Annotated in this window: 14 protein-coding genes; 10 read left to right on the top strand and 4 right to left on the bottom strand. The window is 57.8% G+C overall.

All coding sequences use genetic code 11. From position 1 onward, the window contains the following. Positions 1 to 263: 263 nt before the first annotated feature. A complete protein-coding gene (locus ACYZT3_RS10315) occupies positions 264 to 1028 on the bottom strand; it encodes a hypothetical protein (protein ID WP_462032022.1) in 765 nt (254 codons plus the stop codon). Positions 1029 to 1532: 504 nt separating this feature from the next. Between ACYZT3_RS10315 and ACYZT3_RS10310 the strand changes: the two genes are divergently transcribed. From ACYZT3_RS10310 to dacB, 5 genes are all read left to right on the top strand, one after another. Then, a complete protein-coding gene (locus ACYZT3_RS10310; RefSeq protein ID WP_095082694.1) occupies positions 1533 to 1877 on the top strand; it encodes a YggL family protein in 345 nt (114 codons plus the stop codon). Between the two features lie 571 nt (positions 1878 to 2448). Next, positions 2449 to 3369 carry a hypothetical protein gene (locus tag ACYZT3_RS10305; RefSeq protein ID WP_462032021.1) on the top strand — a complete coding sequence of 307 codons (921 nt, stop codon included), beginning with the start codon at positions 2449 to 2451 and terminating at the stop codon, positions 3367 to 3369. A 100-nt stretch (positions 3370 to 3469) separates the two neighbouring features. After that, positions 3470 to 5038, top strand: coding sequence for an ATP-dependent nuclease (locus ACYZT3_RS10300; RefSeq protein WP_462032020.1), 1569 nt, complete (start codon positions 3470 to 3472; stop codon positions 5036 to 5038). Next, positions 5023 to 6054, top strand: coding sequence for a DEAD/DEAH box helicase (locus ACYZT3_RS10295; RefSeq protein WP_462032019.1), 1032 nt, complete (start codon positions 5023 to 5025; stop codon positions 6052 to 6054). Before ACYZT3_RS10300 ends, ACYZT3_RS10295 begins: the two co-directional genes overlap by 16 nt. A gap of 661 nt (positions 6055 to 6715) precedes the next feature. Further along, the gene (gene dacB / locus ACYZT3_RS10290) at positions 6716 to 8176 is read left to right on the top strand and encodes a D-alanyl-D-alanine carboxypeptidase/D-alanyl-D-alanine endopeptidase (protein ID WP_462032018.1); all 1461 of its coding nucleotides are present in this window, start codon (positions 6716 to 6718) and stop codon (positions 8174 to 8176) included. Positions 8177 to 8315: 139 nt separating this feature from the next. Here the strand turns inward: dacB and ACYZT3_RS10285 are convergent, their stop codons facing one another. Both ACYZT3_RS10285 and rlmKL read right to left on the bottom strand, forming a co-directional pair. Further along, positions 8316 to 10715, bottom strand: coding sequence for a sensor domain-containing diguanylate cyclase (locus tag ACYZT3_RS10285; RefSeq protein WP_282380486.1), 2400 nt, complete (start codon positions 10713 to 10715; stop codon positions 8316 to 8318). 142 nt (positions 10716 to 10857) lie between these two features. Next, positions 10858 to 13128 (bottom strand): bifunctional 23S rRNA (guanine(2069)-N(7))-methyltransferase RlmK/23S rRNA (guanine(2445)-N(2))-methyltransferase RlmL, encoded by a 2271-nt coding sequence (gene rlmKL / locus ACYZT3_RS10280; RefSeq protein ID WP_282380488.1) that lies wholly within the window; start codon positions 13126 to 13128, stop codon positions 10858 to 10860. Positions 13129 to 13657: 529 nt separating this feature from the next. On the opposite strand from rlmKL, the gene rmf reads away from it, so the two are divergent. Next, positions 13658 to 13873, top strand: a complete 216-nt coding sequence (gene rmf, locus ACYZT3_RS10275) for a ribosome modulation factor (RefSeq protein WP_003223300.1) — start codon at positions 13658 to 13660, stop codon at positions 13871 to 13873. A 285-nt stretch (positions 13874 to 14158) separates the two neighbouring features. Here rmf and ACYZT3_RS10270 read toward each other — a convergent pair whose 3' ends face one another. Further along, positions 14159 to 15178 (bottom strand): quinone-dependent dihydroorotate dehydrogenase, encoded by a 1020-nt coding sequence (locus tag ACYZT3_RS10270; RefSeq protein ID WP_462032017.1) that lies wholly within the window; start codon positions 15176 to 15178, stop codon positions 14159 to 14161. Positions 15179 to 15407: 229 nt separating this feature from the next. Between ACYZT3_RS10270 and ACYZT3_RS10265 the strand changes: the two genes are divergently transcribed. The 4 genes from ACYZT3_RS10265 to ACYZT3_RS10250 all read left to right on the top strand — a co-directional run bounded on the left by ACYZT3_RS10265 (position 15408) and on the right by ACYZT3_RS10250 (position 20328). Continuing rightward, complete coding sequence (locus ACYZT3_RS10265) at positions 15408 to 16619, top strand: CmpA/NrtA family ABC transporter substrate-binding protein (protein WP_462032016.1); 1212 nt, start codon at positions 15408 to 15410, stop codon at positions 16617 to 16619. 15 nt (positions 16620 to 16634) lie between these two features. Then, entirely contained in the window at positions 16635 to 17210 is a 576-nt protein-coding gene (locus ACYZT3_RS10260; protein ID WP_008146285.1) for an ANTAR domain-containing response regulator, read from the top strand. Positions 17211 to 17438: 228 nt separating this feature from the next. Next, positions 17439 to 18650 (top strand): nitrate/nitrite transporter, encoded by a 1212-nt coding sequence (locus ACYZT3_RS10255; protein WP_282380496.1) that lies wholly within the window; start codon positions 17439 to 17441, stop codon positions 18648 to 18650. Positions 18651 to 18657: 7 nt separating this feature from the next. After that, a complete protein-coding gene (locus ACYZT3_RS10250; RefSeq protein WP_462032015.1) occupies positions 18658 to 20328 on the top strand; it encodes a protein kinase domain-containing protein in 1671 nt (556 codons plus the stop codon). Positions 20329 to 20491: the final 163 nt, after the last annotated feature.

Raw genomic sequence — 20491 nt, 5'->3', positions numbered from 1 at the left:
CGTTATATACACCACTAAGACCACCTCTTTCGAAACGGTAAACTAGCGGCACCAGCTTGCATAACCCCAAACACAACTTTAAATTCCGCCCCAAAAAAGCAGCGAGCCTTGAGTACAACAGACCTAATAAACCATAAGTCTCTGCCCCTACAGACCACACTACCGCACTCTCTAGTCACAACTCACCCACCAACAAATAATTCGACGCCAGTCAACTTAAAAAACCTAAAGACTCACCAAGTACGCCACCAAATACCAAGAAACTAACGCCCAACACTTTCAGCCTTCACTATACGACTTACTTCGTTCTGCATAGCAGAGTCCAACACTGGCGCATAAAGATCCATATCAACTATTGAATCTTGCTCACTAACCTTAATTTGAAACGGCCCGTATATAATATCAATCATACCTTCAGAAGTAACAAAATTTGTATACGAATTATTTCCCTGCTTATCCTTATGAATCCTTATATTTGTAACGCCGGGGGCTAGCATTTCATCGTATATTTTTTGATCGCTAGGACTTGCCATCCTGTAGAACTCACCACCAAATCCATAGGAAACCCCATCTTTCATTTCAAACCGAGGAAAAGTCTTTTCATTCTCCACATTCGAAGCTCCCTCGTCACATAGTAAATACACCTGAACATCAACAAAAACTACCCTTTGCATATTTTCATATACATCTTTAAGAAACTCCCCCCATTTCGGACTTGTTCCGCGCGCAGGAAATCCCGGGCAAAGCGTGTAGTACCCCCGGATGACCGGCATCGAGAAGGATGGTGATGGAGAGTTTATTATTGTTACATTACCCGAGCCCGTGGCTATCGCTGGGCCGGTTCCTGAAATGGCTTGTTGCGACTGACGCCCTGAAAGAGTTGAGTTCGCAATGCTCTGAGAAGAGTTCATAGACTCACGCGACTTACCATCTTCGCCTGGAAAAAAGTAAATATAGAGTCCCCACGCAATACCAAACATTGAGCCTACCGCCCCGATAATCAAACATCTCTTTTCAAATTTCCCCATGACGGTGCACTCTGGCAGGGACATCACTGGCAGTATGAGGAGTAAGATTAGTCGATTTTTTAGATTTTTTGCCATTACCTGCTTAAAGTCTCAAATAGCAACAGTTCAAAAACGAACCCGGAGCAACTGCAAAGAGAAAAGCAGAAAACCCGTTCTTAGCTGTTGGATACCGGGCCGGGCTGGGCCGACCGTTATCCACTGATCTCTATAGGAAGAAGACTTTGTAGTCTTTTCTGACGGCGTGGGTGCAACCACTCTTGCTCCCATGCCAACGCGCCGCCATTAGGCAGAGCGAAATGACTTTTTAGCCTCCCATGCGATTTTTCGGGCGCACCTACTCTTCTTTTCACACCCAGGCTCCGCTAACGCAAATAGGTCTCAAGGAAATGTCAGTACGTCGGTCGCTTTATCCCGACTCGCTGGACATACAGCCTCACTCTGTCAGGCAGGCATGTCGCTTAGCTGGTAAGATGCGCGGCGTTATTACTTATGAGGATTGTTTCAATGGCCACTAACCGCTCCCAGCGTCTGCGCAAAAAGCTCTGTGTAGACGAGTTCCAGGAATTGGGCTTCGAACTGAACCTGGACTTCAAGGAAGACTTGGCTGACGAGGCAATCGATGCATTCCTCGACGCATTCCTGAAAGAAGCCATGGAAGCCAACGGTCTGGGCTATGTTGGCGGCGACGACTTCGGTCTGGTTTGCCTGCAGAAGCGTGGCTCGGTCAGCGCTGAACAACGCGCTGCCGTTGAAGCCTGGCTCAAAGGCCGCACCGAGCTGACGAGCGTTGAAGTCAGCCCGCTGCTGGACGTCTGGTACCCGGAAAAGCCGATCAATCCGGTAGCTTGATGTTCAAAGGGCCATCCATCGTGATGGCCCTTTTTGTTTCTGGCTCGGGACGAATGCCTCTCGTTGTCAAATTGAGCCCCCCTGGTTCTCCTCGCATTAGTCACCCCCTCGTTTAAACGCTTTTTCCGGCCACCCTGTCAGCTATCTCGCCTTGCGCGCACAGCACCTTCGGATCGATTACCGGCTGCCGTGAAAGTTGGTGACTAGCTTTTCGACTCTTCCCCCGCCCCCCCATTCAGAAACAGCCGTTTGTCATGCATCGCTTGCAAGACGGGCTGGGAACACCGCGATAGCTCCCTACTCGCAGCTGGCTGGAAATCGAAGCCGGGGCGATCGACATTTTGCGATCTTCAGCCCTTCCAATTCATGGCTGGAATGCCAAGAGCGGCTCTCTGAAGTAACGCCAAACATCCATATCAATCGCTTGCAGCAGCACGCCCGGTCAGTACACTGATGGCTCATTGCCTGCCGCGAGTCAGAGCCTTCCACGCAGCCGGCTGTGCCATTTGAGATTCAGGAGTCCTGAAGGAAGTCGGCTCCAGACGCATGAGGGGTTTGTATGGGTATAAAGATGGATCACGCCTTCGACCAGAATGGCATTCGATGGGAAGCTGCTACATATGCGAAAGGCATGGGTGCGGAGCCTCTGCAGTGCAAATGCGGCACACCAGTCGCCCACAACCCTCCTTATCCCAAAGAAATGTATGACAAGCCTGTTTTCGTCCAAGGCTACTTTCGTCTCTACCCCAAAGGTGCGCACGCGTCCAACTGTCGCTTCGGGGTTGATGAGAAAATTACGGAAATCGCGAAGAACTCAGAAGACCTGATCGAAAGCATACAGAACAATCGATACCGCATGCGCCTAGTCATGATCAAGGAAGCGCTGGAAAGAGGTGCCAACCCCACACCTGAGGACGGGGACGGAGCTAGGGCCAGAACTGGCAAAACCTATACGCGCAATCCTGGCTTGCTGCCCGCCTACATCAACTCTGCCAAAAGAGCCTTGAGACTTCGATCTCTTTGCGACAACGACCATGACATCGAACAACATTTAGAGCTGGTCTTTGAAGGCAATGTAAAGGTCGCCTGGAACCAATTCTACTTCGAGCCTGAGCGTCATATGGAAGCGCACTATGCAGTATCGCATAACACCGTTCAGCATCCGATCGCCATCCAAGGCATCGTCGGCGGAATGAAGCCGGCGATTAACGGCAATAAAACTCAAAACGTCCTGAACATTCAAATGAACAAGTTCCGACCCAATCCCGATGACCCATCGAACGGCATTGGGCTGGAGGTGAGCATTTGGGCGCGCGATGTTGCGTGGCTGCAAGGTTTCAATAAGGGCGATGAGATTGTCGTACTTGGAATGTGGAAGCACAGCACAAAGACATCGCCTGCTCCAGAAGGCGGCCGCTACAGCACATTCACTCGGCGTCGCTTGAGTCTTACGTTAGTCCTAAAGACACAAGTCTCCAAAATCGAAGAGTAGATGCCGTGCTGCCAATGCAAAGAGGATAGAAGGCAGGGCCAATTAGATAACCACATTAAGCGGGTAGATAACCACATTAAGCAGGTTAGAGAGAGCGAAAATGCCGGCCATCACACAGTTAGTGCTGCAAAACTTCAAAAGCTTTTCTGAGTTGACTCTCCACTTTGATGCCGGCACCAACGTGCTGATCGGCGATAACGAAACGGGCAAGAGCAGCGTTCTGCTGGCTCTTGATCTGGCACTCAGCGCAAGCCGAAGTCGCGTTGAGACCATTGGCTATGAAGCCCTGTTCAATCAGGCTGCAGTGAAGAAATTTCTGGCCGGGCCGCCGCGCCTCGACCTGCTACCAGAAGTCATCGTAGACGTCTTCCTTTCGGATGGTGAAGATCAAGGCTTATACGGGTATCAGAATCTTGTGGGAACCGACAGCGATGGTTTGCGCATGGTGATCGTGCCCCTTGTGGAGGAATTTGGCCCCACGATTCTGGAGTTGCTGCACGCTAACAAGGACAGCTTTCCGTTCGAGTACTACACCGTGCATTTCTCGACGTTCTCGGGTGCTCCGCATGTCAGCTACAGGCGACCGGTGAAACACCTGCTGATCGATAGCTCCCGCATCGATACCGAATACGCAGCCCGGGAATACACGCGAACCGTGTTCGGATTCCACACGCAGGCACCAGATCGATATCGTCTCGAAAATCAGTACCGTCAAGGCAAGGAAGGTTTTCAGAAAGACAACCTGAAGGCCCTTAACGAAACGCTGGGCGACTACCAGTTTGCCCTCAGAACCAGCGTGCGCTCGAACCTGGAGACAGACCTTGTCATCACCAAGGACGGCATTCCGATCGAGAACCGAGGCAAGGGGGAACAGTGCTTCATAAAGACCAACTTTGCGCTGCAGAAGCACGACGCCAAGGGCGGCCTACACGCACTGCTGCTGGAAGAGCCTGAGAACCACTTGAGCCACACGAATATGAAACGGCTCGTGGAGCGGCTCACGCGTACCCAAGGCACTCAACTTTTCATTGCCACTCACAGCAGCCACATCTGCTCCCGTCTTGATCTTCGTCATGCGCTACTCTTGGGCACCGAGCAAAAAGCCGGACGGCTGAAGGATCTGACAAAACCCACCGCCGAATTTTTTATGAAGGCACCGGACAACAACGTACTTGAGTTCGCGCTCTCGAAACGCGTCATCCTGGTCGAGGGCGATGCCGAATTCATCCTCATCGAACACTTCTACAAGCAGCATGCACAAGGCAATACCCCGCAGGCCGATGACGTCCACATCATTTCCATCGGCGGTACCAGTTTCAAGCGCTACCTGGAGTTGGGCAAGCTGCTGGGAATCAAGGTGGCTGCGATCCGGGACAACGACCGTAACCACCAGCAGAATTGCGTTGAAAACTACAAGGAGAGCCTCTACGACGACGCTCGGATTTTTGCTGACGCTAACGATGAGCGCTCGACGTTCGAAATCGGTTTGTACCTGGACAACCAGAAAACGTGTGACGATCTGTTTGGTAAGGAGCGTAAAACCTTGACGGTTCAGGAGTACATGCTCAAGAACAAGGCAGACGTGGCATTCGAGTTGCTCACGAATAAAGCTGGTGATCTGATCGCTCCTGCTTACATCCAGGAGGCGATCAAGTGGATAAGAGCGTGATCTTTGCGGTGGCCGGATCCGGCAAAACCAGCCTCGTGATCGAACGTCTCAGCCTCGACCAGCGCGCGCTGATCATCACGTACACGGAAAATAACCACCGCCATCTGCGCAACAGGATCATTCAGAAGTTCGGGATAATTCCATCCAACATCACCCTGATGACCTATTTCTCGTTCCTGCACGGATTTTGTTACCGCCCGCTGATGCAGCTGGAGATAGGCAGCCGAGGTTTGACCTTCAGACGCCCGCCAAATCGCCAGATCCCGTTGACCGACATTGCACGTTTCCGTGACGGCAGCCGTAGGCTTTACCACAATCGCTTAGCGAAATTTCTGCAACTGAAAGGCTGCATACCCGCGATACAGGCTCGCATAGAGCGCTTTTACGACTGCGTTTATGTCGATGAGGTGCAGGATTTTGCCGGCCACGATTTCAACCTGCTGTTAGACATTTCCAAGGCCAAAGCGAAGATGACCTTCGTTGGAGATTTCTATCAGCATACGTTCGACACGAGCCGAGACGGCAGTGTTAACAGCACACTGCATGACGACATGGCCAAGTACGAAAAACGATTTCGCGACGCAGGTGTCGCCGTCGATAAGGCCACCCTCGGTCGCAGTTGGCGATGCGCAACGTCGGTATGCAACTTCATCAGCGCCAAGCTGCAGATCGCGATGGGCTCGCATGTGGAGCGTGCCAGTGAAATCGTCACGGTCTTGGAACAAGCCCAAGCCAATGCTCTGCACGCCGACCCTTCGGTGGTGAAGTTATTCCTGCAAGAGCATGGCAAGTACGGTTGCTACTCGCAAAACTGGGGAGCGAGTAAAGGCATGGATGACTTCCAAGACGTCTGTGTTGTCCTGGGCTTGGAGGCATGGAAACGCTACCAAGGCGGGAAATTGCACGAAGCCAAACCCCAGACCCGAAACAAGCTGTACGTAGCCTGCTCGCGTGCAAGAGGCAATCTATTTTTCGTTTCAGATAAGCTGTTCAAGCCATTCAAACAGAGTCGGTGATGGCTCTCAGGGCTCTACCTCTAAACGATCCAGAAGCTGTTCTACATCCAACTCGAACTCACAGGATGACGAGAAGGCAGTTAGGGGCATGGCGGACTCCATGCACGATCAATTGCGGCAGAGCTTAGTCAGCTTTCGAGCACGCGCCCATCTCCTCTTATTGAGATAAAGGGATGGCTGGAGGACTGTAGGTTGGAACGTTCACTGATGTTGGTGTGGTGATAGGACTACCGTGGCACACCCCGAGGGAGTGATCAGCTGAAAGCGGCTTGATGCTTGAGGGGAGAGCGGGAAGAGCGGGGATTCAGAGAAAAGAGGGGGTAAGGCGTTTTTGACAACATTCGAACTATTTTGTGCTAATTAGCAAAACTTGAAATTCATCGACGCACAGTTTTTTGCGCAGACGCTGGGAACGGTTAGTCGCCATTGGAACAATCCTCATAAGTAATAACGGGCGGCACTTTAGCAGTTTAAGGCGCCGATTGCCCGTCTCTCTGGGTTGCAGGCCCTACCGTCGGTAAAAAAATAGCGGATTAGACGACCAGGGTACGGCACAAGCCGCTACACCTTGGGGCATAATGCCGACACTTTCATGACCGCTGAGGGAATTTATCTGCATGCCCTCGTCTTTTTTCCCCTCGGCTGTAGGGTTTTATTTCACATGATCAAATCTTTGCGTCCATTGCTACTGGCCGGTTTTCTACTCCCTCTGGCCTTCTCTGTTTCCGCCGCTTCGATCAACACCGCGCTGTCGCCCAACGTTGAAAAAGCCCTCAAGGCCAGCAAGCTGCAGGACAACGCCCTGTCGCTGGTGATGATCCCGCTCAATGGCCCTGGCACCCCGACCATTTTCAACGCTGACGTCTCGGTCAATCCGGCCTCGACCATGAAACTGGTCACCACTTACGCGGCGCTGGAAATGCTCGGCCCGAACCACCAGTGGAAAACCGAGTTTTACACCGACGGCACCCTCAGCGGCGGCATCCTCAACGGTAACCTCTACCTCAAGGGTGGCGGCGATCCGAAGCTGAACATGGAAAAACTCTGGTTGCTGATGCGTGACCTGCGCGCCAACGGCGTGACCCAAATCACCGGCGACCTGGTGCTGGACCGCAGTTTCTTCGTACAACCGCAACTGCCTCAGTTCAACGACGATGGCAATGACGACAACAAACCGTTCCTGGTCAAACCCGACTCGCTGATGGTCAACCTCAAGGCCCTGCGTTTTGTGGCGCGTAACGACAATGGCAGGGTTCTGATTTCGGTAGAACCGCCGATTGCCACGATTCGCATCGAAAACCAGGTCAAAGCCGCCAGCTCCAAGCAATGCGCCGGTGGCGTGCGTTACAACCCGGTGACCCAGGCCGATGGCAGCGTGACCGTGACGGTCGGTGGCCAGTTGGGCGAGGGCTGCAGCTCCCAGACTTATCTGTCGCTGCTCGACCACGCGACCTACACCGCGGGCGCCGTGCGGGCGATCTGGAAGGAACTGGGCGGCAGCATTCAGGGTAAGGATTTGCTGGCGGCTACCCCGAGCAATGCCAAATTGCTGGCCCGGGCGTTCTCGCCGGACCTGGCGGAAATCATCCGTGACATCAATAAATACAGTAACAACACCATGGCTCAGCAGCTGTTCCTGAGTCTGGGTCAGAAATTCCGCACCGACGCTGATGGCGATGATGCTAAAGCCGCACAGCGTGTGGTCCGTCAGTGGCTGGCGAAGAAAGGCATCACGGCGCCGCACCTGGTGATGGAGAACGGCTCCGGCCTGTCCCGCGCCGAACGCGTCAGTGCCCGGGAAATGGCCGCGATGCTGCAAGCCGCATGGCGTAGCCCTTATTCCGCCGAGTTCATCAGTTCAATGCCGATTGCCGGCACCGACGGCACCATGCGCAAACGCCTGAAGACCACCGCGATGCGCGGTGAAGCTCACGTCAAGACCGGCACCCTGAACACCGTGCGCGCCATCTCGGGTTTCAGCCGCGACATCAACGGCAATACCTGGGCGGTGGTGGCGATCCTCAACGACAAGGCACCGTTTGGCGCCTCTTCGGTGCTGGATCAGGTGCTGCTGGACCTGTATCGCCAGCCGAAACTGCCGGAAACGGCTTCGGTGTTGTAACCGGATACTCCAAGCACTTGATCGTTCCCACGCTCTGCGTGGGAATGCAGCCCGTGACGCTCCGCGTCACTGGACGCAGAGCGTCCCTAGAGGCATTCCCACGCAGAGCGTGGGAACGATCATCGCGTGCAGCCAGCACTTAGTTCATCTCCCCCTCAACCCGATCCCGTCCTGCCTGTTTCGCCGCATACACCCCTGAATCCGCCCGCAGTAGCAGCGCATCCGCGCCCTCGCCGACTCGCCAACTGGCAATCCCGAAACTCGCGGTCACTGTCCCGACGCCTTCGATGGGCGAACTGCGCAACCCTTGCCATAACTGCAAGGCCAGGACATGCGCATGGCCGCCGTCGATGTCCGGGCAAAGCACCATGAACTCCTCGCCACCCAGACGACAGAACACGTCGGTGCGGCGCAGCCGATGGCCGATGCGTTCGCACACGATCTGCAACACCCGATCGCCGACAGCGTGGCCATGCTGGTCATTGATACGTTTGAAGTGGTCGATATCGAGCATGATCACTGACAGCTCGCCGCCACCGCGCTCGACCCGGGCCATTTCGGTGGTCAGGCGTTCCTGGAAATAGCGGCGGTTGTGGATCCCGGTCAGCGAGTCAGTGATCGACAGCGCACGCAATTCTTCTTGCACCCGCTTGAGGTCGGAGATGTCTGAGATGTAGCCATGCCAAAGCACGCCGCCACCGGGCAATTCCTCTGGCGTCGCCTCGCCACGAACCCAGCGCAGGCCGCGCAGGGGCAGCAGCACGCGGTATTCCTCGCGCCAAGGACTGAGGGTGTCCGCCGACGCCCGGATCGAGGCGCGGACTCGGGTGGTGTCCTGCGGATGAATCCGCGTGAAAATCGCTTCGGCGTTGAGCAACAGCACATCCGGCTCAAGTTCGTAGATCTCGCGAATACCGTCGCTGGCGTAGATCACGCTGAAGCGCCCATCGAATTCCATCTTGAACTGGTAGATCCCGCCGGGTACATGAGCGCTGAGTTTCTTCAACAACAGGTCCCGTGCCGCCAGGGCCTCGTGGACTCGCTTGCGTTCAGTGATGTCGATACAGATCGCCAGGTGCCCGACCCACAGGCCTTGCTCGTCGAGTACCGGGGTCGCGAGCATGTTCACCGTCAAATGGCTGCCGTCGCTACGTAGCAACGTCCATTCCCGCGCTTCGTGACCGCCCTCCTCGCCGCCCTCGACCAACATCGCCTGGCAGGTCGGAATCGGCTTGCCATAGCGCGCACTCAACTCCGCCGAGCGTGCAAGGAGTTCACGGGGCAGGTGCAGGTTTTCCAGGGTCATGTGGCCCACCACCTCAGCGTTGGTGTAACCGAGCATTTGCTCTGCACCGGCATTAAAGGTACTGATGACCCCGCGCAAGTCAGTGGCGATGATCGCCACCTGAGTCGCGGCATTCAGCACGCCGCGCAACTGGCCATGGGTGCCGCGCAACTCCTGCTCGCGGGCGCGCAGTTCCTGGGTCCGTTGCTCGACCATCTTCAGCGCCCGTTGACGCTGACTGACCAGCACATAGAGCAAGGCACTGAGCAACAGACTGAGCAAGCCACCCAGCACCACCAGGCTGGTCACCGAAGAGTGGTTGGCTTTCAGGAAGGCATCGCTGGGCTGAATGTCGACTTGATAGTCATGGTCGGCGAGCCGCAGCAGCCGGGTCACGGCCAATTCACTGGGGGCCGGTGTGTTGGAAGACTCATAAAGCACTTCGTGCTGATCATCTGTGGATAAGTCGAGGACGCGCACCGAAAGGTAGTCACGGCCCGCCTCCGGCAGCCCGTCCGCGAGCAACTGGCGCATGCTGATCACAGCCATGACATAACCGAACGGTTTCAATCGCGCCGTAGCCGGGCTATTGCGCAGCAGCACCGGCGCGACCAGCAGCACGCCGCGTGCATAGCCCGGCTCGATATTGACCAGATGCATTGGCTGCGATACCGCCATGCTGCCGTGCTGATCGGCCCGTTCAAGGGTGGAACGGCGCAAGGGTTGAGCCAACAAGTCGTAGCCCAGCGGCGCGCCGATTTTGCTTTGGGTCTGACTATAGAGTACCGCCACGTATTCATCACGTTCGGCCGCCAGTTGCAGTTGGCCGTCGGCATTGAGCTCACGCAGGGTGAAGTCGGGTAAACCCTCTGCACGCACCTGGCGTTCAAATTCCGCTCGTTCGGCGCGGGTTATCCGCTTGGCGAAGGAGTAGGCCTGAGTCCGGTGCAGCAGCGGTTGGGTGTAACCGTCGAACTCCTCGCGGGAGACCGAATCGGAATTGGCAAAGAACCGGCGCAGGCCATCGAGACGCTGCTCCTGATCTTCGAAACGTTCTTCGATACGGCTGTAACGTTCACTGGCCAGCAGTTGGAAACGTTGCCGCAATTGATGGTGAAACAGATTCAGCGTCGACCACGCCAGCAATCCCGTGAGAATTGCGCCGACGACCAATACCAGCAGCGCGACCAGCCAGGTCGAGGCATCTTCACTGATAAAACCCAGGATCTTCGGGCGCACGGCGTGCAACGACATAGACGCAACTCAAAACGCCAGGTGCGGGAAAGCCCAATGGCCATGCGTTGAGTTATAGCTATTAGCCATCAATTTGACCAGCACAGAAAGAAGCCAAGAGCCTTTAAAAATCAAGGCTCTGTGGATCCAATCCCTTTGAGTGTCAACGAGCCGTGATTTTCCATGCCCGGTGGATCTTGCCATTACGGGCGAAATCCGGATCGATGGTCTGGGCGGTGATTTCCTCGACCGCGTAACGCTCAGTGAGGTTTTCCTCGAGCTGGAACTTGCGGAAGTTATTGGAGAAATACAACACGCCGCCCGGTGCCAAACGCGCCATGGCCAGATCGATCAATTGCACCTGGTCGCGCTGCACGTCGAAGATCCCTTCCATGCGCTTGGAGTTGGAGAAGGTCGGCGGATCGATGAAGATCAGGTCGTACTCGTCACGGCAGGTGTCGAGCCAGGCCATTACATCGCCCTGCTCCAGACGGTTCTTGTCAGAGAAACCGTTCAGCGACAGGTTGCGACGCGCCCAGTCCAGATAGGTTTTCGACAAGTCGACGCTGGTGGTGCTGCGTGCGCCGCCCTTGGCTGCGTGAACACTGGCGGTCGCGGTGTAGCTATACAGGTTGAGGAAGCGTTTACCGGCCGCCTCTTTCTGGATGCGCATGCGCATCGACCGGTGGTCGAGGAACAGCCCGGTGTCGAGGTAATCCGTGAGGTTCACCAGCAGCTTCACGCCGCCTTCATTGACCTCGACGAACTTGCCCTGTGCCGCTTGGCGTTCGTACTGCTTGGTGCCGCTCTGACGTTCGCGACGCTTGACCACCACGCGGCTCTTGTCGATGTTCAGGGCCTGCGGAATCGCGGCCAGGGCATCGAACATACGCGCCGAGGCTTTTTCCGGATCGATGGATTTCGGCGCGGCGTACTCCTGGACGTGGACCCAATCCTGATACAGGTCGATGGCCATGGAGTATTCCGGCATGTCGGCATCGTAGACGCGGTAGCAGTCGATGCCTTCACGCTTGACCCACTTGCCGAGGGCCTTGAGGTTCTTTTGCAGACGATTGGCAAACATCTGCCCGCCTTCGCTCAAGCGCGGCTGCTCAATCACCACCGGTACCGGTTTGATCGGGTTGCCGTTCTTGTTGTACTTCTCGTACTTGCCGGGGGCTACGTCGTTGTCTGCGACATCGACTTCGGCCTGCTCACGCTCGACCTGACGCTGCTCCGGGGTGCGACGTTCGCCCGTGACGAACTGGTCCGGCGTGACGTTGATCAGCAGCAATTTGCACGGTAAGGCGCCGTTCCAGAACGAATACTGTTTGTGGCTGCGAATGCCCATGCGCTTGCCCAGGTCCGGGGCGCCAGTGAACACCGCCGCTTCCCAGTTCAAGCAGGCCTGACGCAGACGTTCGCCGAGGTTCTGGTAGAGATAGAGCAAGCTCGCTTCGTCACCCAGACGCTCGCCGTACGGCGGGTTGCAGATCACCAGACCTTTCTGGTTCTGGTCCGGACGCGGCTCGAACGTCCCGACTTCGCCCTGGTAGATCTTGATCCACTCGCTCAAGCCGGCACGTTCGACGTTGTTGCGACCCGGTTGAATCAGGCGCGGATCGGCTTCGTAACCGCGAATCCACAGCGGCGGCTTGGCCAGACCGGCAGCGGCACGGGCGGTGGCTTCTTCGTGAAGCTTTTTCCACAGCGCCGGGACGTGACCGAGCCAGGCCGTGAAGCCCCACTGCTCGCGACGCAGGTTCGGCGCCATGTCGGCGGCGATCATCGCCGCTTCCACCAGGAACGTACCGACACCGCACATCGGGTCAGCCAGCGCGCCGCCGTCGGCCGCAATGCGAGGCCAACCGGAACGGATCAGGATCGCTGCCGCGAGGTTTTCCTTCAGCGGCGCCGCGCCCTGCTGCAAGCGATAGCCGCGCTGATGCAGGCTGTGGCCGGAGAGGTCGAGGGACAGAATCGCTTCACCACGGTCCAGGCGCAGGTGAATGCGCAGGTCCGGGTTGAGTTTGTCGATGGATGGGCGGTCGCCCTGCGGTGTGCGCAGTTTGTCGACGATGGCGTCCTTGACCTTTAAGGCACCAAAATGGGTGTTGTCGATGCCCGAGCCGTGACCGCTGAACTCGACGGCCAGGGTGCCGTCGTTGAGCATGTGGTCTTGCCACTCGATATCCAGCACGCCGTGATAGAGGTCTTCAGCGTCCTTCATCGGGAAACGCTTGAGCACCAGCAGCACCCGGTTCGCCAGACGCGACCACAGGCACAGGCGATAAGCGGTTTCCATGGTCGCCATGCCGCGCACGGCAGAGGTGTGCTCACGCGCTTCCTCAAGGCCAAGCCCGATGGCTTCCTCGATGAGCAGGCCTTCAAGGCCTTTTGGGCAAGTGAGGAAGATTTCGAATTGATCGGACATTGGAATTTCAGAGCCTTTGGCTAAGTGAACCGACAACGCATTGCCGGCCCGGTTTTCAATCAGGCGCTTTTCTAAAAGAGCGCCCGCGTGGCACGAAGGTGTGCCGTTCCACCCTTGCTGCTCGGGTTAAAAGAGCTTAGATGCAAAGGCAGATAAAAAAGTTGATGCAACAAAATGTCATAACTCGACCCTTCGTCGAATAGTCCCCCTGCTCAACAGGAGGCATTCTCACTTAGGTGTTCAATACATCCTGCAGCGCAGGGCCGATCATACCGGGGTTTTGCCAATAAACACGGGACAACATCGTGTTACTTATGGCCATACCACCTTAATAGTTACGTCCTTATGACAAAACGATCATTCCCTCGATGTGACGCATTGGTTAGAACTCAACTCAGGTTGACGCCGCAATGACGTCAACACCTTGGCTCGCGACGCCGGCAGCGAGCCCCAACGGCAGGAGTTTTTCTGCCAGACCTCGATTGAGGTCAACGCGATTAATACAGTCAACAAGTGAGGGCAACACCCTATGAGAAGACTTAAGCGTGATCCGTTGGAAAGAGCATTTTTGCGCGGATATCAATATGGCGTTGGTGGCAAATCCCGTGAGCTTTGCCCATTTACTCTACCGTCGGTACGCCAAGCCTGGATTAACGGCTGGCGAGAAGGACGCGGCGACAATTGGGACGGTATGACCGGCACTGCGGGAATCCATAGACTCAACGAACTTCACGCCGTCGGCTAACGCAGGGCACACACTCCGACACGACAATCTGATTATGTAACGACTTACCACGCACGCCCCATCCGGGCGGCGGGCTCCGGCCCAGGGGCTCCTTCGAGGAGCCCTTTTTTATGCCTGCTCCCCACACATTCCCCTGTAGCAGCTGCCGAGCACCGCGAGGCTGCGTTCGGCTGCGAAGCAGTCGTTAAGTCAGGCACTGAGGTCTTACAGGTACACCGCGCATGCTGGTTTTACGACTGCTTCGCAGCCGAACGCAGCCTCGCGGTGCTCGGCAGCTGCTACAAGTCAGCGCAAGGCGGCGATGGCGTCTACAGATTCACGAATCAGCGCCGGGCCTTTATAGATGAAGCCGGAATAGAGCTGCACCAGGCTCGCCCCCGCAGCGATTTTCTCAGCCGCGTGCTTGCCTTCGGTAATGCCACCCACGGCGATGATCGGCAAGCGACCGGCCAACTCTGCCGCCAGCATCTTCACGGTGTGGGTGCTCTTGTCGCGAACCGGTGCGCCGGACAGACCGCCCGCCTCGTCGCCGTGCTCCATGCCTTCAACGCCGACGCGGCTCAGGGTGGTGTTGGTGGCGATCACCGCATCCATCCCGGTTTCGATCAGCGCTTGCGCGACCTGAGCGGTTTCTTCGTCGGTCATGTCCGGCGCAATCTTGATTGCCAGTGGGACATGTTTGCCATGGCGCAGCGCCAGTTCTGCGCGGCGCGTAGCCAGGTCAGCCAACAATTGCTTCAGCGAATCGCCGAACTGCAGGCTACGCAGGCCCGGGGTATTCGGCGAGCTGACGTTGACCGTCACGTAGCTGGCGTGGGCGTAGACCTTGTCCAGACAGATCAGGTAGTCGTCGACCGCCCGCTCAACCGGGGTATCGAAGTTTTTGCCGATATTGATACCCAGCACACCCTTGTACTGGGCCGCCGCCACTCGGGCCAACAGGTGATCGACACCGAGGTTGTTGAACCCCATGCGGTTGATGATCGCCTCGGCTTCCGGCAGACGGAAAATCCGTGGTTTAGGGTTGCCCGGTTGCGGACGTGGCGTAATGGTGCCGATTTCGACAAAACCAAAACCCAGTTGGGCAAACCCGTCGATGGCCGCGCCGTTCTTGTCCAGACCGGCCGCCAGACCTACCGGGTTCGGGAAGTCCAGGCCCATGACGGTCACCGGCATTTTCGCCGGTGCCTTGCACAGCAAGCCGTTGAGGCCCAAACGCCCGCCCGCGCCGATCAGGTCCAGGGACAGATCGTGGGAGGTTTCCGGGGAAAGTTTGAACAACAGCTGACGGGCCAGGGTGTACATGGGCGGCTTTGACTCTGGGCTACGAAAAGTGGCGGCGATTATAGCCGGGCATCGAGGTTGCAGGCGAGGCGCGCGACAAAATCAGTGAGCGATGGCATATGCCTTGCATCGTCACTGACATCAGCACTCATGCCAACGGCGGGATGAGTCGAAAGACAAAGGCGTCGTCACTTGGCCTTGCTCTGGCAAGCAGCCCGGTACGGCGCTTTTTTATGGAAGGTGTTTACAGATGATTGAAGTTCCAGCCAACCCTCTGGCCTGGGTCAACGGCAGCGATGCCCCGGAAAAGACCGAAATCAACCTCGGCTTCATGGCCCTCAGCGACTGCGCCTCCGTGGTGGTCGCGGCCACGCAGGGCTTCGCGCAACCTTATGGCCTGACCCTGAACCTCAAGCGCCAGCCGTCCTGGGCCAGCCTGCGGGACAAACTGGTCAGTGGCGAACTTGACGCCGCCCACAGCCTGTACGGTTTGATCTACGCCGTGCATTTGGGCATCGGCGGTGTCGCGTCGACCGACATGGCGGTGCTCATGGGCCTGAATCAGAATGGCCAGAGCATCAATCTCTCCCATGGCTTACAGGCCTTGGGCGTGACCAGTCCTGAAGCACTCGACCGGCACGTGCACCAAAGTCGCCCAAAACTCACTTTCGCCCAGACATTTCCTACGGGCACTCACGCCATGTGGCTGTATTACTGGCTCGCGAGTCAGGGCATCCATCCGCTGCAGGACGTCAACAGCGTGGTGGTGCCGCCGTCGCAAATGGTCGCGCACCTGCAAGCCGGTCGCATCGATGGTTTCTGCGTCGGCGAGCCATGGTCCGCCAGCGCGGTGCAGCAGAACCTGGGGTTCACCCTGGCCACAACCCAGACCATCTGGCCCGATCATCCAGAAAAAGTCCTCGGTTGCACCCGCGCGTTTGTCGAGCAATACCCCAACACCGCCCGGGCGCTGGTGATGGCGATACTCGAAGCCAGCCGCTTCATCGAACAAAGCACGGAAAATCGCTGCAGCACCGCAAAGCTGATGAGTGCGTCCGAATACCTCGACGCGCCACTCGACTGCATCGCGCCGAGGCTGCTCGGTGACTACGCCGATGGCCTCGGTAATCGTTGGCAGGATCCGCATTCCCTGCGGTTCCATGCGGACGGCGAAGTCAACCTGCCTTACTTGTCCGACGGCATGTGGTTCATGACCCAGTTCCGCCGCTGGGGTTTGTTGCGCGATGACCCGGACTATCTGGGCGTGGCCCGTCAGGTCCAGCAACTAGACTTGTATCGAGAGGCCGCCACGGCGGTGGGTGTCGCCGCCCCGGGTCAGGAAATGCGCAGCAGCCAGTTGATCGACGGCAAGGTCTGGGACGGCTCGGACCCGGCCGGATATGCCCGCAGTTTCAAGCTGCACGCCCTGAGCGACAGCTCGCCCCTTCTCGCCAGCCGCTGACAGGAGACTGCGAATATGTTGCGTATCCTGCTGATCAACGACACCGCGAAGAAAGTCGGTCGCCTGAAGGCGGCGCTGACCGAAGCCGGGTTCGAGGTGATCGATGAGTCGGGCCTGACCATCGATCTGCCTGCGCGCGTCGAAACGGTGCGTCCGGATGTGATTTTGATCGATACCGAGTCACCGAGCCGCGATGTGATGGAGCAAGTGGTGCTCGTGAGCCGCGACCAACCGCGGCCGATTGTGATGTTTACCGATGAACATGACCCCGATGTGATGCGTCAGGCGATCAAGTCCGGGGTCAGTGCCTACATCGTCGAAGGCATCCACGCACAGCGCTTGCAGCCGATTCTCGACGTCGCCATGGCACGTTTTGAAAGCGACCAGGCCCTGCGCGCCCAACTCAACGCCCGCGACCAGCAACTGGCCGAGCGCAAGCGTATCGAACTGGCCAAAGGGCTGTTGATGAAAATGAAGGACTGCAACGAGGAAGAGGCCTACACCTTGATGCGCCGCCAGGCGATGAGCCGGCAGCAGAAGCTGATCCAGGTGGCGGAACAGATCATCGCGATGAGCGAGTTGCTCGGGTAACCGATCTTGAACCTGGCACAAATCTCGCTAGGTAATCACTACAGGTAACCAACGGCGGTTGCCCCACCTACGACAAAGACGTCGCTCACCTCATTTGCCCATGGCGAATCCGGTGGCGGCGTTTTTTTGTTTTGGCCCCAGAGACCGGGGCCGGTGGTGCGGCCGATGCGGCGCCCCACCTGCAAGCTCATGACTCCTTCTCGAGACTATTAACAGCTGAGGTGCGCGATGAATTCAAGCTTCTGGAAATCCGGCCATACCCCGACATTGTTCGCGGCCTTCCTCTATTTCGACCTGAGCTTCATGGTCTGGTACGTGCTCGGCCCACTGGCGGTGCAAATCGCCGCCGACTTGCACCTGACCACCCAACAGCGCGGGCTGGTGGTGGCCACGCCGATTCTGGCCGGGGCCGTGCTGCGCTTTGTGATGGGCTTGCTGGCTGATCGCCTGTCGCCAAAAACTGCCGGACTGATTGGCCAGGTGATCGTCATCTGCGCATTGTTCGGCGCCTGGAAACTCGGTATCCACAGCTACGAGCAGGCGCTGGTGCTGGGCCTGTTCCTCGGCATGGCCGGCGCGTCCTTTGCCGTCGCCCTGCCGCTGGCGTCGCAATGGTATCCGCCACAACACCAAGGCAAAGCCATGGGCATCGCCGGTGCTGGCAACTCGGGCACGGTGTTCGCCGCCCTGCTCGCCCCGGTCCTGGCCGCGGCATTTGGCTGGAGTAACGTGTTCGGCTTCGCCCTGATCCCGCTGATTCTGACCATCATCATCTTTGCCTGGCTGGCCAAAAACGCGCCTGAGCGGCCAAAAGCCAAGTCCATGTCCGACTACTTCAAGGCCTTGGGCGACCGCGACAGCTGGTGGTTCATGTTTTTCTACAGCGTGACGTTCGGCGGCTTCATTGGCCTGGCCAGCGCTCTGCCCGGCTATTTCAACGACCAATATGGCCTCAGCCCGGTGACCGCCGGCTATTACACCGCAGCCTGCGTGTTCGGCGGCAGCTTGATGCGTCCGTTGGGCGGCGCTCTGGCCGACCGTTTCGGTGGCATTCGCACCCTCTTGGGGATGTACACGGTGGCGGCAGTCTGCATCGCAGCGGTGGGTTTCAATCTGCCGAGTTCCTACGCTGCGCTGGCACTTTTCGTCTGCACCATGCTCGGTTTGGGTGCAGGTAACGGCGCTGTTTTCCAATTGGTGCCGCAGCGTTTTCGTCGGGAGATCGGTGTGATGACCGGTTTGATCGGCATGGCTGGCGGTATCGGTGGGTTTGCACTGGCAGCGGGCATGGGCGCGATCAAGCAAAGCACCGGCAGTTATCAACTGGCCTTGTGGTTGTTCGCCAGCCTCGGCGTACTCGCCTGGTTCGGCCTGCACGGTGTGAAACGGCGCTGGAGAACTACCTGGGGTTCGGCCGCCGTGACGGCTGCACGGGTCTGACGCCTCAATGAGCCTGCAACTGAGTTTTGCCGAAGCCAGCGCCATCGGCCCTCGCGAGGAGAATCAGGACGCCCTGCGCCTGGTGACCCCGGCCCCGGCGCTGGCAGCGAGCAAGGGTTACCTCTTCGCCATCGCCGATGGCGTCAGCCAGTGCGCCGACGGTGGCCTCGCCGCCCGCTCGACGTTGCAGGCCCTGGCGCTGGATTACTACGCCACACCGGAAACCTGGGGCGTCGCTCAAGCGCTGGATCGCCTGCTACTGGCGCAAAATCGCTGGCTACAGGCCAACGGCGGTGGGCAGCCGCTGCTGACCACTGTCAGTGCTTTGGTCATACGCGGTAGGCGTTTTACCCTGGCCCATGTCGGCGATTGCCGGGTTTATCGCTGGCATGCCGACACCTTGCAGCGGGTCAGCGAGGATCACGTCTGGGACCAACCCGGCATGCAGCATGTGCTCAAGCGGGCGCTCGGACTCGATCAGCATTTGGTGCTGGATTTTCTCGATGGCGAACTGCGCCTTAATGAGAGCTTCGTGCTGCTCAGCGACGGCATCTGGGCCGTGCTGGGCGACACGGCCATTGCTGCGATTCTGCGCGATCAGCCGGATCTGAACAGCGCTGCGCAGACCTTGGTCAACGCGGCGCATCTGGCCGGCAGCCAGGATAACGCCAGTGCCTTGCTGGTGCGGGTCGATGCCCTCGGTGAAACAAGCATCGGCGATGCGTTGATTCATTTGCAGCAATGGCCGCTGCCGCCAGCACTGAAGCCGGGGCAGACGTTCGAGGGTTGGCAAGTCGAAGGGATCCTTGGTCAGAGCCAGCAGTCGTTGCTCTATCGGGTACGCGACGGGCAACAACAACCCTGGCTGCTGAAAACCTTGCCCGGCGCGCTGCGCGACGATCACTTGGCCGGGCAAGCGTTGCTGTCGGAAGAATGGTTTCTCAAGCGCGTGGCCGGGCGGCATTTCCCCGAAGTCCATGCCGCCAGTCAGCGTCAGCATTTGTACTACGTGATGCGGGAATATTCCGGATCTACGTTGGCAGCGTTGCACGCAGATGTCGGACCGCTACCTCTGCCGCAATGGCAGGATCTGGCCGAACGCCTGTTGCGAGCCGTTGGCATGCTGCATCGACGGCAAATTCTCCATCGCGATATCAAACCGGAGAACCTGCTGCTGGGGGACGACGGCGAATTACGCCTACTGGACTTCGGCCTCGCCTACTGCCCCGGCCTGTCCGAAGATCAGCCTTCTGCCCTGCCCGGAACGCCCAGCTATATCGCGCCGGAAGCCTTTCGCGGGGAAGCGCCGACACCGCAACAGGACCTGTACGCCGTCGGCGTGACCTTGTATTTCCTGCTCACCGGGCATTATCCCTACGGCGAAATCGAAGCCTTCCAGCGCCCCCGGTTCGGGGTTCCTGTCAGCGCCAATCGCTATCGACCCGACCTGCCGGAATGGATTGCGCAAAGTCTGGAGCGCGCCGTGACGGTGGATCCGGGTCAACGATTTGAAACGGCGGAAGAATGGTTGTTGCTGCTGGAACAGGGTGAGCGACACAGTTTGAGCGTGCGACCCAGGCCGTTGCTTGAGCGCGAGCCATTGAAGGTCTGGCGGACCTTGGCGCTGGCGTCATTGTTGGTGAATCTGGTGCTGCTGGTCATGTTATTTCACGGCTGACTTCGAACCCCTGTAGCAGCTGGCGAAGCCTGCGTTCGGCTGCGAAGCAGTCGCGATTTCATTCACCGCGGTGTGCCTGATGCACTGTGTATGTAGGAATTACGACTGCTTCGCAGCCGAACGCAGGCTTCGCCAGCTGCTACAGAGACCGCTCCAATTGCGG

This window comes from Pseudomonas sp. MDT1-16 (assembly GCF_054898115.1).
Note: the sequence above shows the minus strand (reverse complement) of the source record. Positions and strands in the feature narration are given on the sequence as shown.

Bases quoted from the DNA above. Each gene is read 5' to 3' on its own strand.
- ACYZT3_RS10315 (WP_462032022.1), bottom strand. From the start codon at position 1,028: ATGGGGAAATTTGAAAAGAGATGTTTGATTATCGGGGCGGTAGGCTCA.
- ACYZT3_RS10310 (WP_095082694.1), top strand. From the start codon at position 1,533: ATGGCCACTAACCGCTCCCAGCGTCTGCGCAAAAAGCTCTGTGTAGAC.
- ACYZT3_RS10305 (WP_462032021.1), top strand. From the start codon at position 2,449: ATGGATCACGCCTTCGACCAGAATGGCATTCGATGGGAAGCTGCTACA.
- ACYZT3_RS10300 (WP_462032020.1), top strand. From the start codon at position 3,470: ATGCCGGCCATCACACAGTTAGTGCTGCAAAACTTCAAAAGCTTTTCT.
- dacB (WP_462032018.1), top strand. From the start codon at position 6,716: ATGATCAAATCTTTGCGTCCATTGCTACTGGCCGGTTTTCTACTCCCT.
- ACYZT3_RS10285 (WP_282380486.1), bottom strand. From the start codon at position 10,715: ATGTCGTTGCACGCCGTGCGCCCGAAGATCCTGGGTTTTATCAGTGAA.
- rlmKL (WP_282380488.1), bottom strand. From the start codon at position 13,128: ATGTCCGATCAATTCGAAATCTTCCTCACTTGCCCAAAAGGCCTTGAA.
- rmf (WP_003223300.1), top strand. From the start codon at position 13,658: ATGAGAAGACTTAAGCGTGATCCGTTGGAAAGAGCATTTTTGCGCGGA.
- ACYZT3_RS10270 (WP_462032017.1), bottom strand. From the start codon at position 15,178: ATGTACACCCTGGCCCGTCAGCTGTTGTTCAAACTTTCCCCGGAAACC.
- ACYZT3_RS10265 (WP_462032016.1), top strand. From the start codon at position 15,408: ATGATTGAAGTTCCAGCCAACCCTCTGGCCTGGGTCAACGGCAGCGAT.
- ACYZT3_RS10260 (WP_008146285.1), top strand. From the start codon at position 16,635: ATGTTGCGTATCCTGCTGATCAACGACACCGCGAAGAAAGTCGGTCGC.
- ACYZT3_RS10255 (WP_282380496.1), top strand. From the start codon at position 17,439: ATGAATTCAAGCTTCTGGAAATCCGGCCATACCCCGACATTGTTCGCG.
- ACYZT3_RS10250 (WP_462032015.1), top strand. From the start codon at position 18,658: ATGAGCCTGCAACTGAGTTTTGCCGAAGCCAGCGCCATCGGCCCTCGC.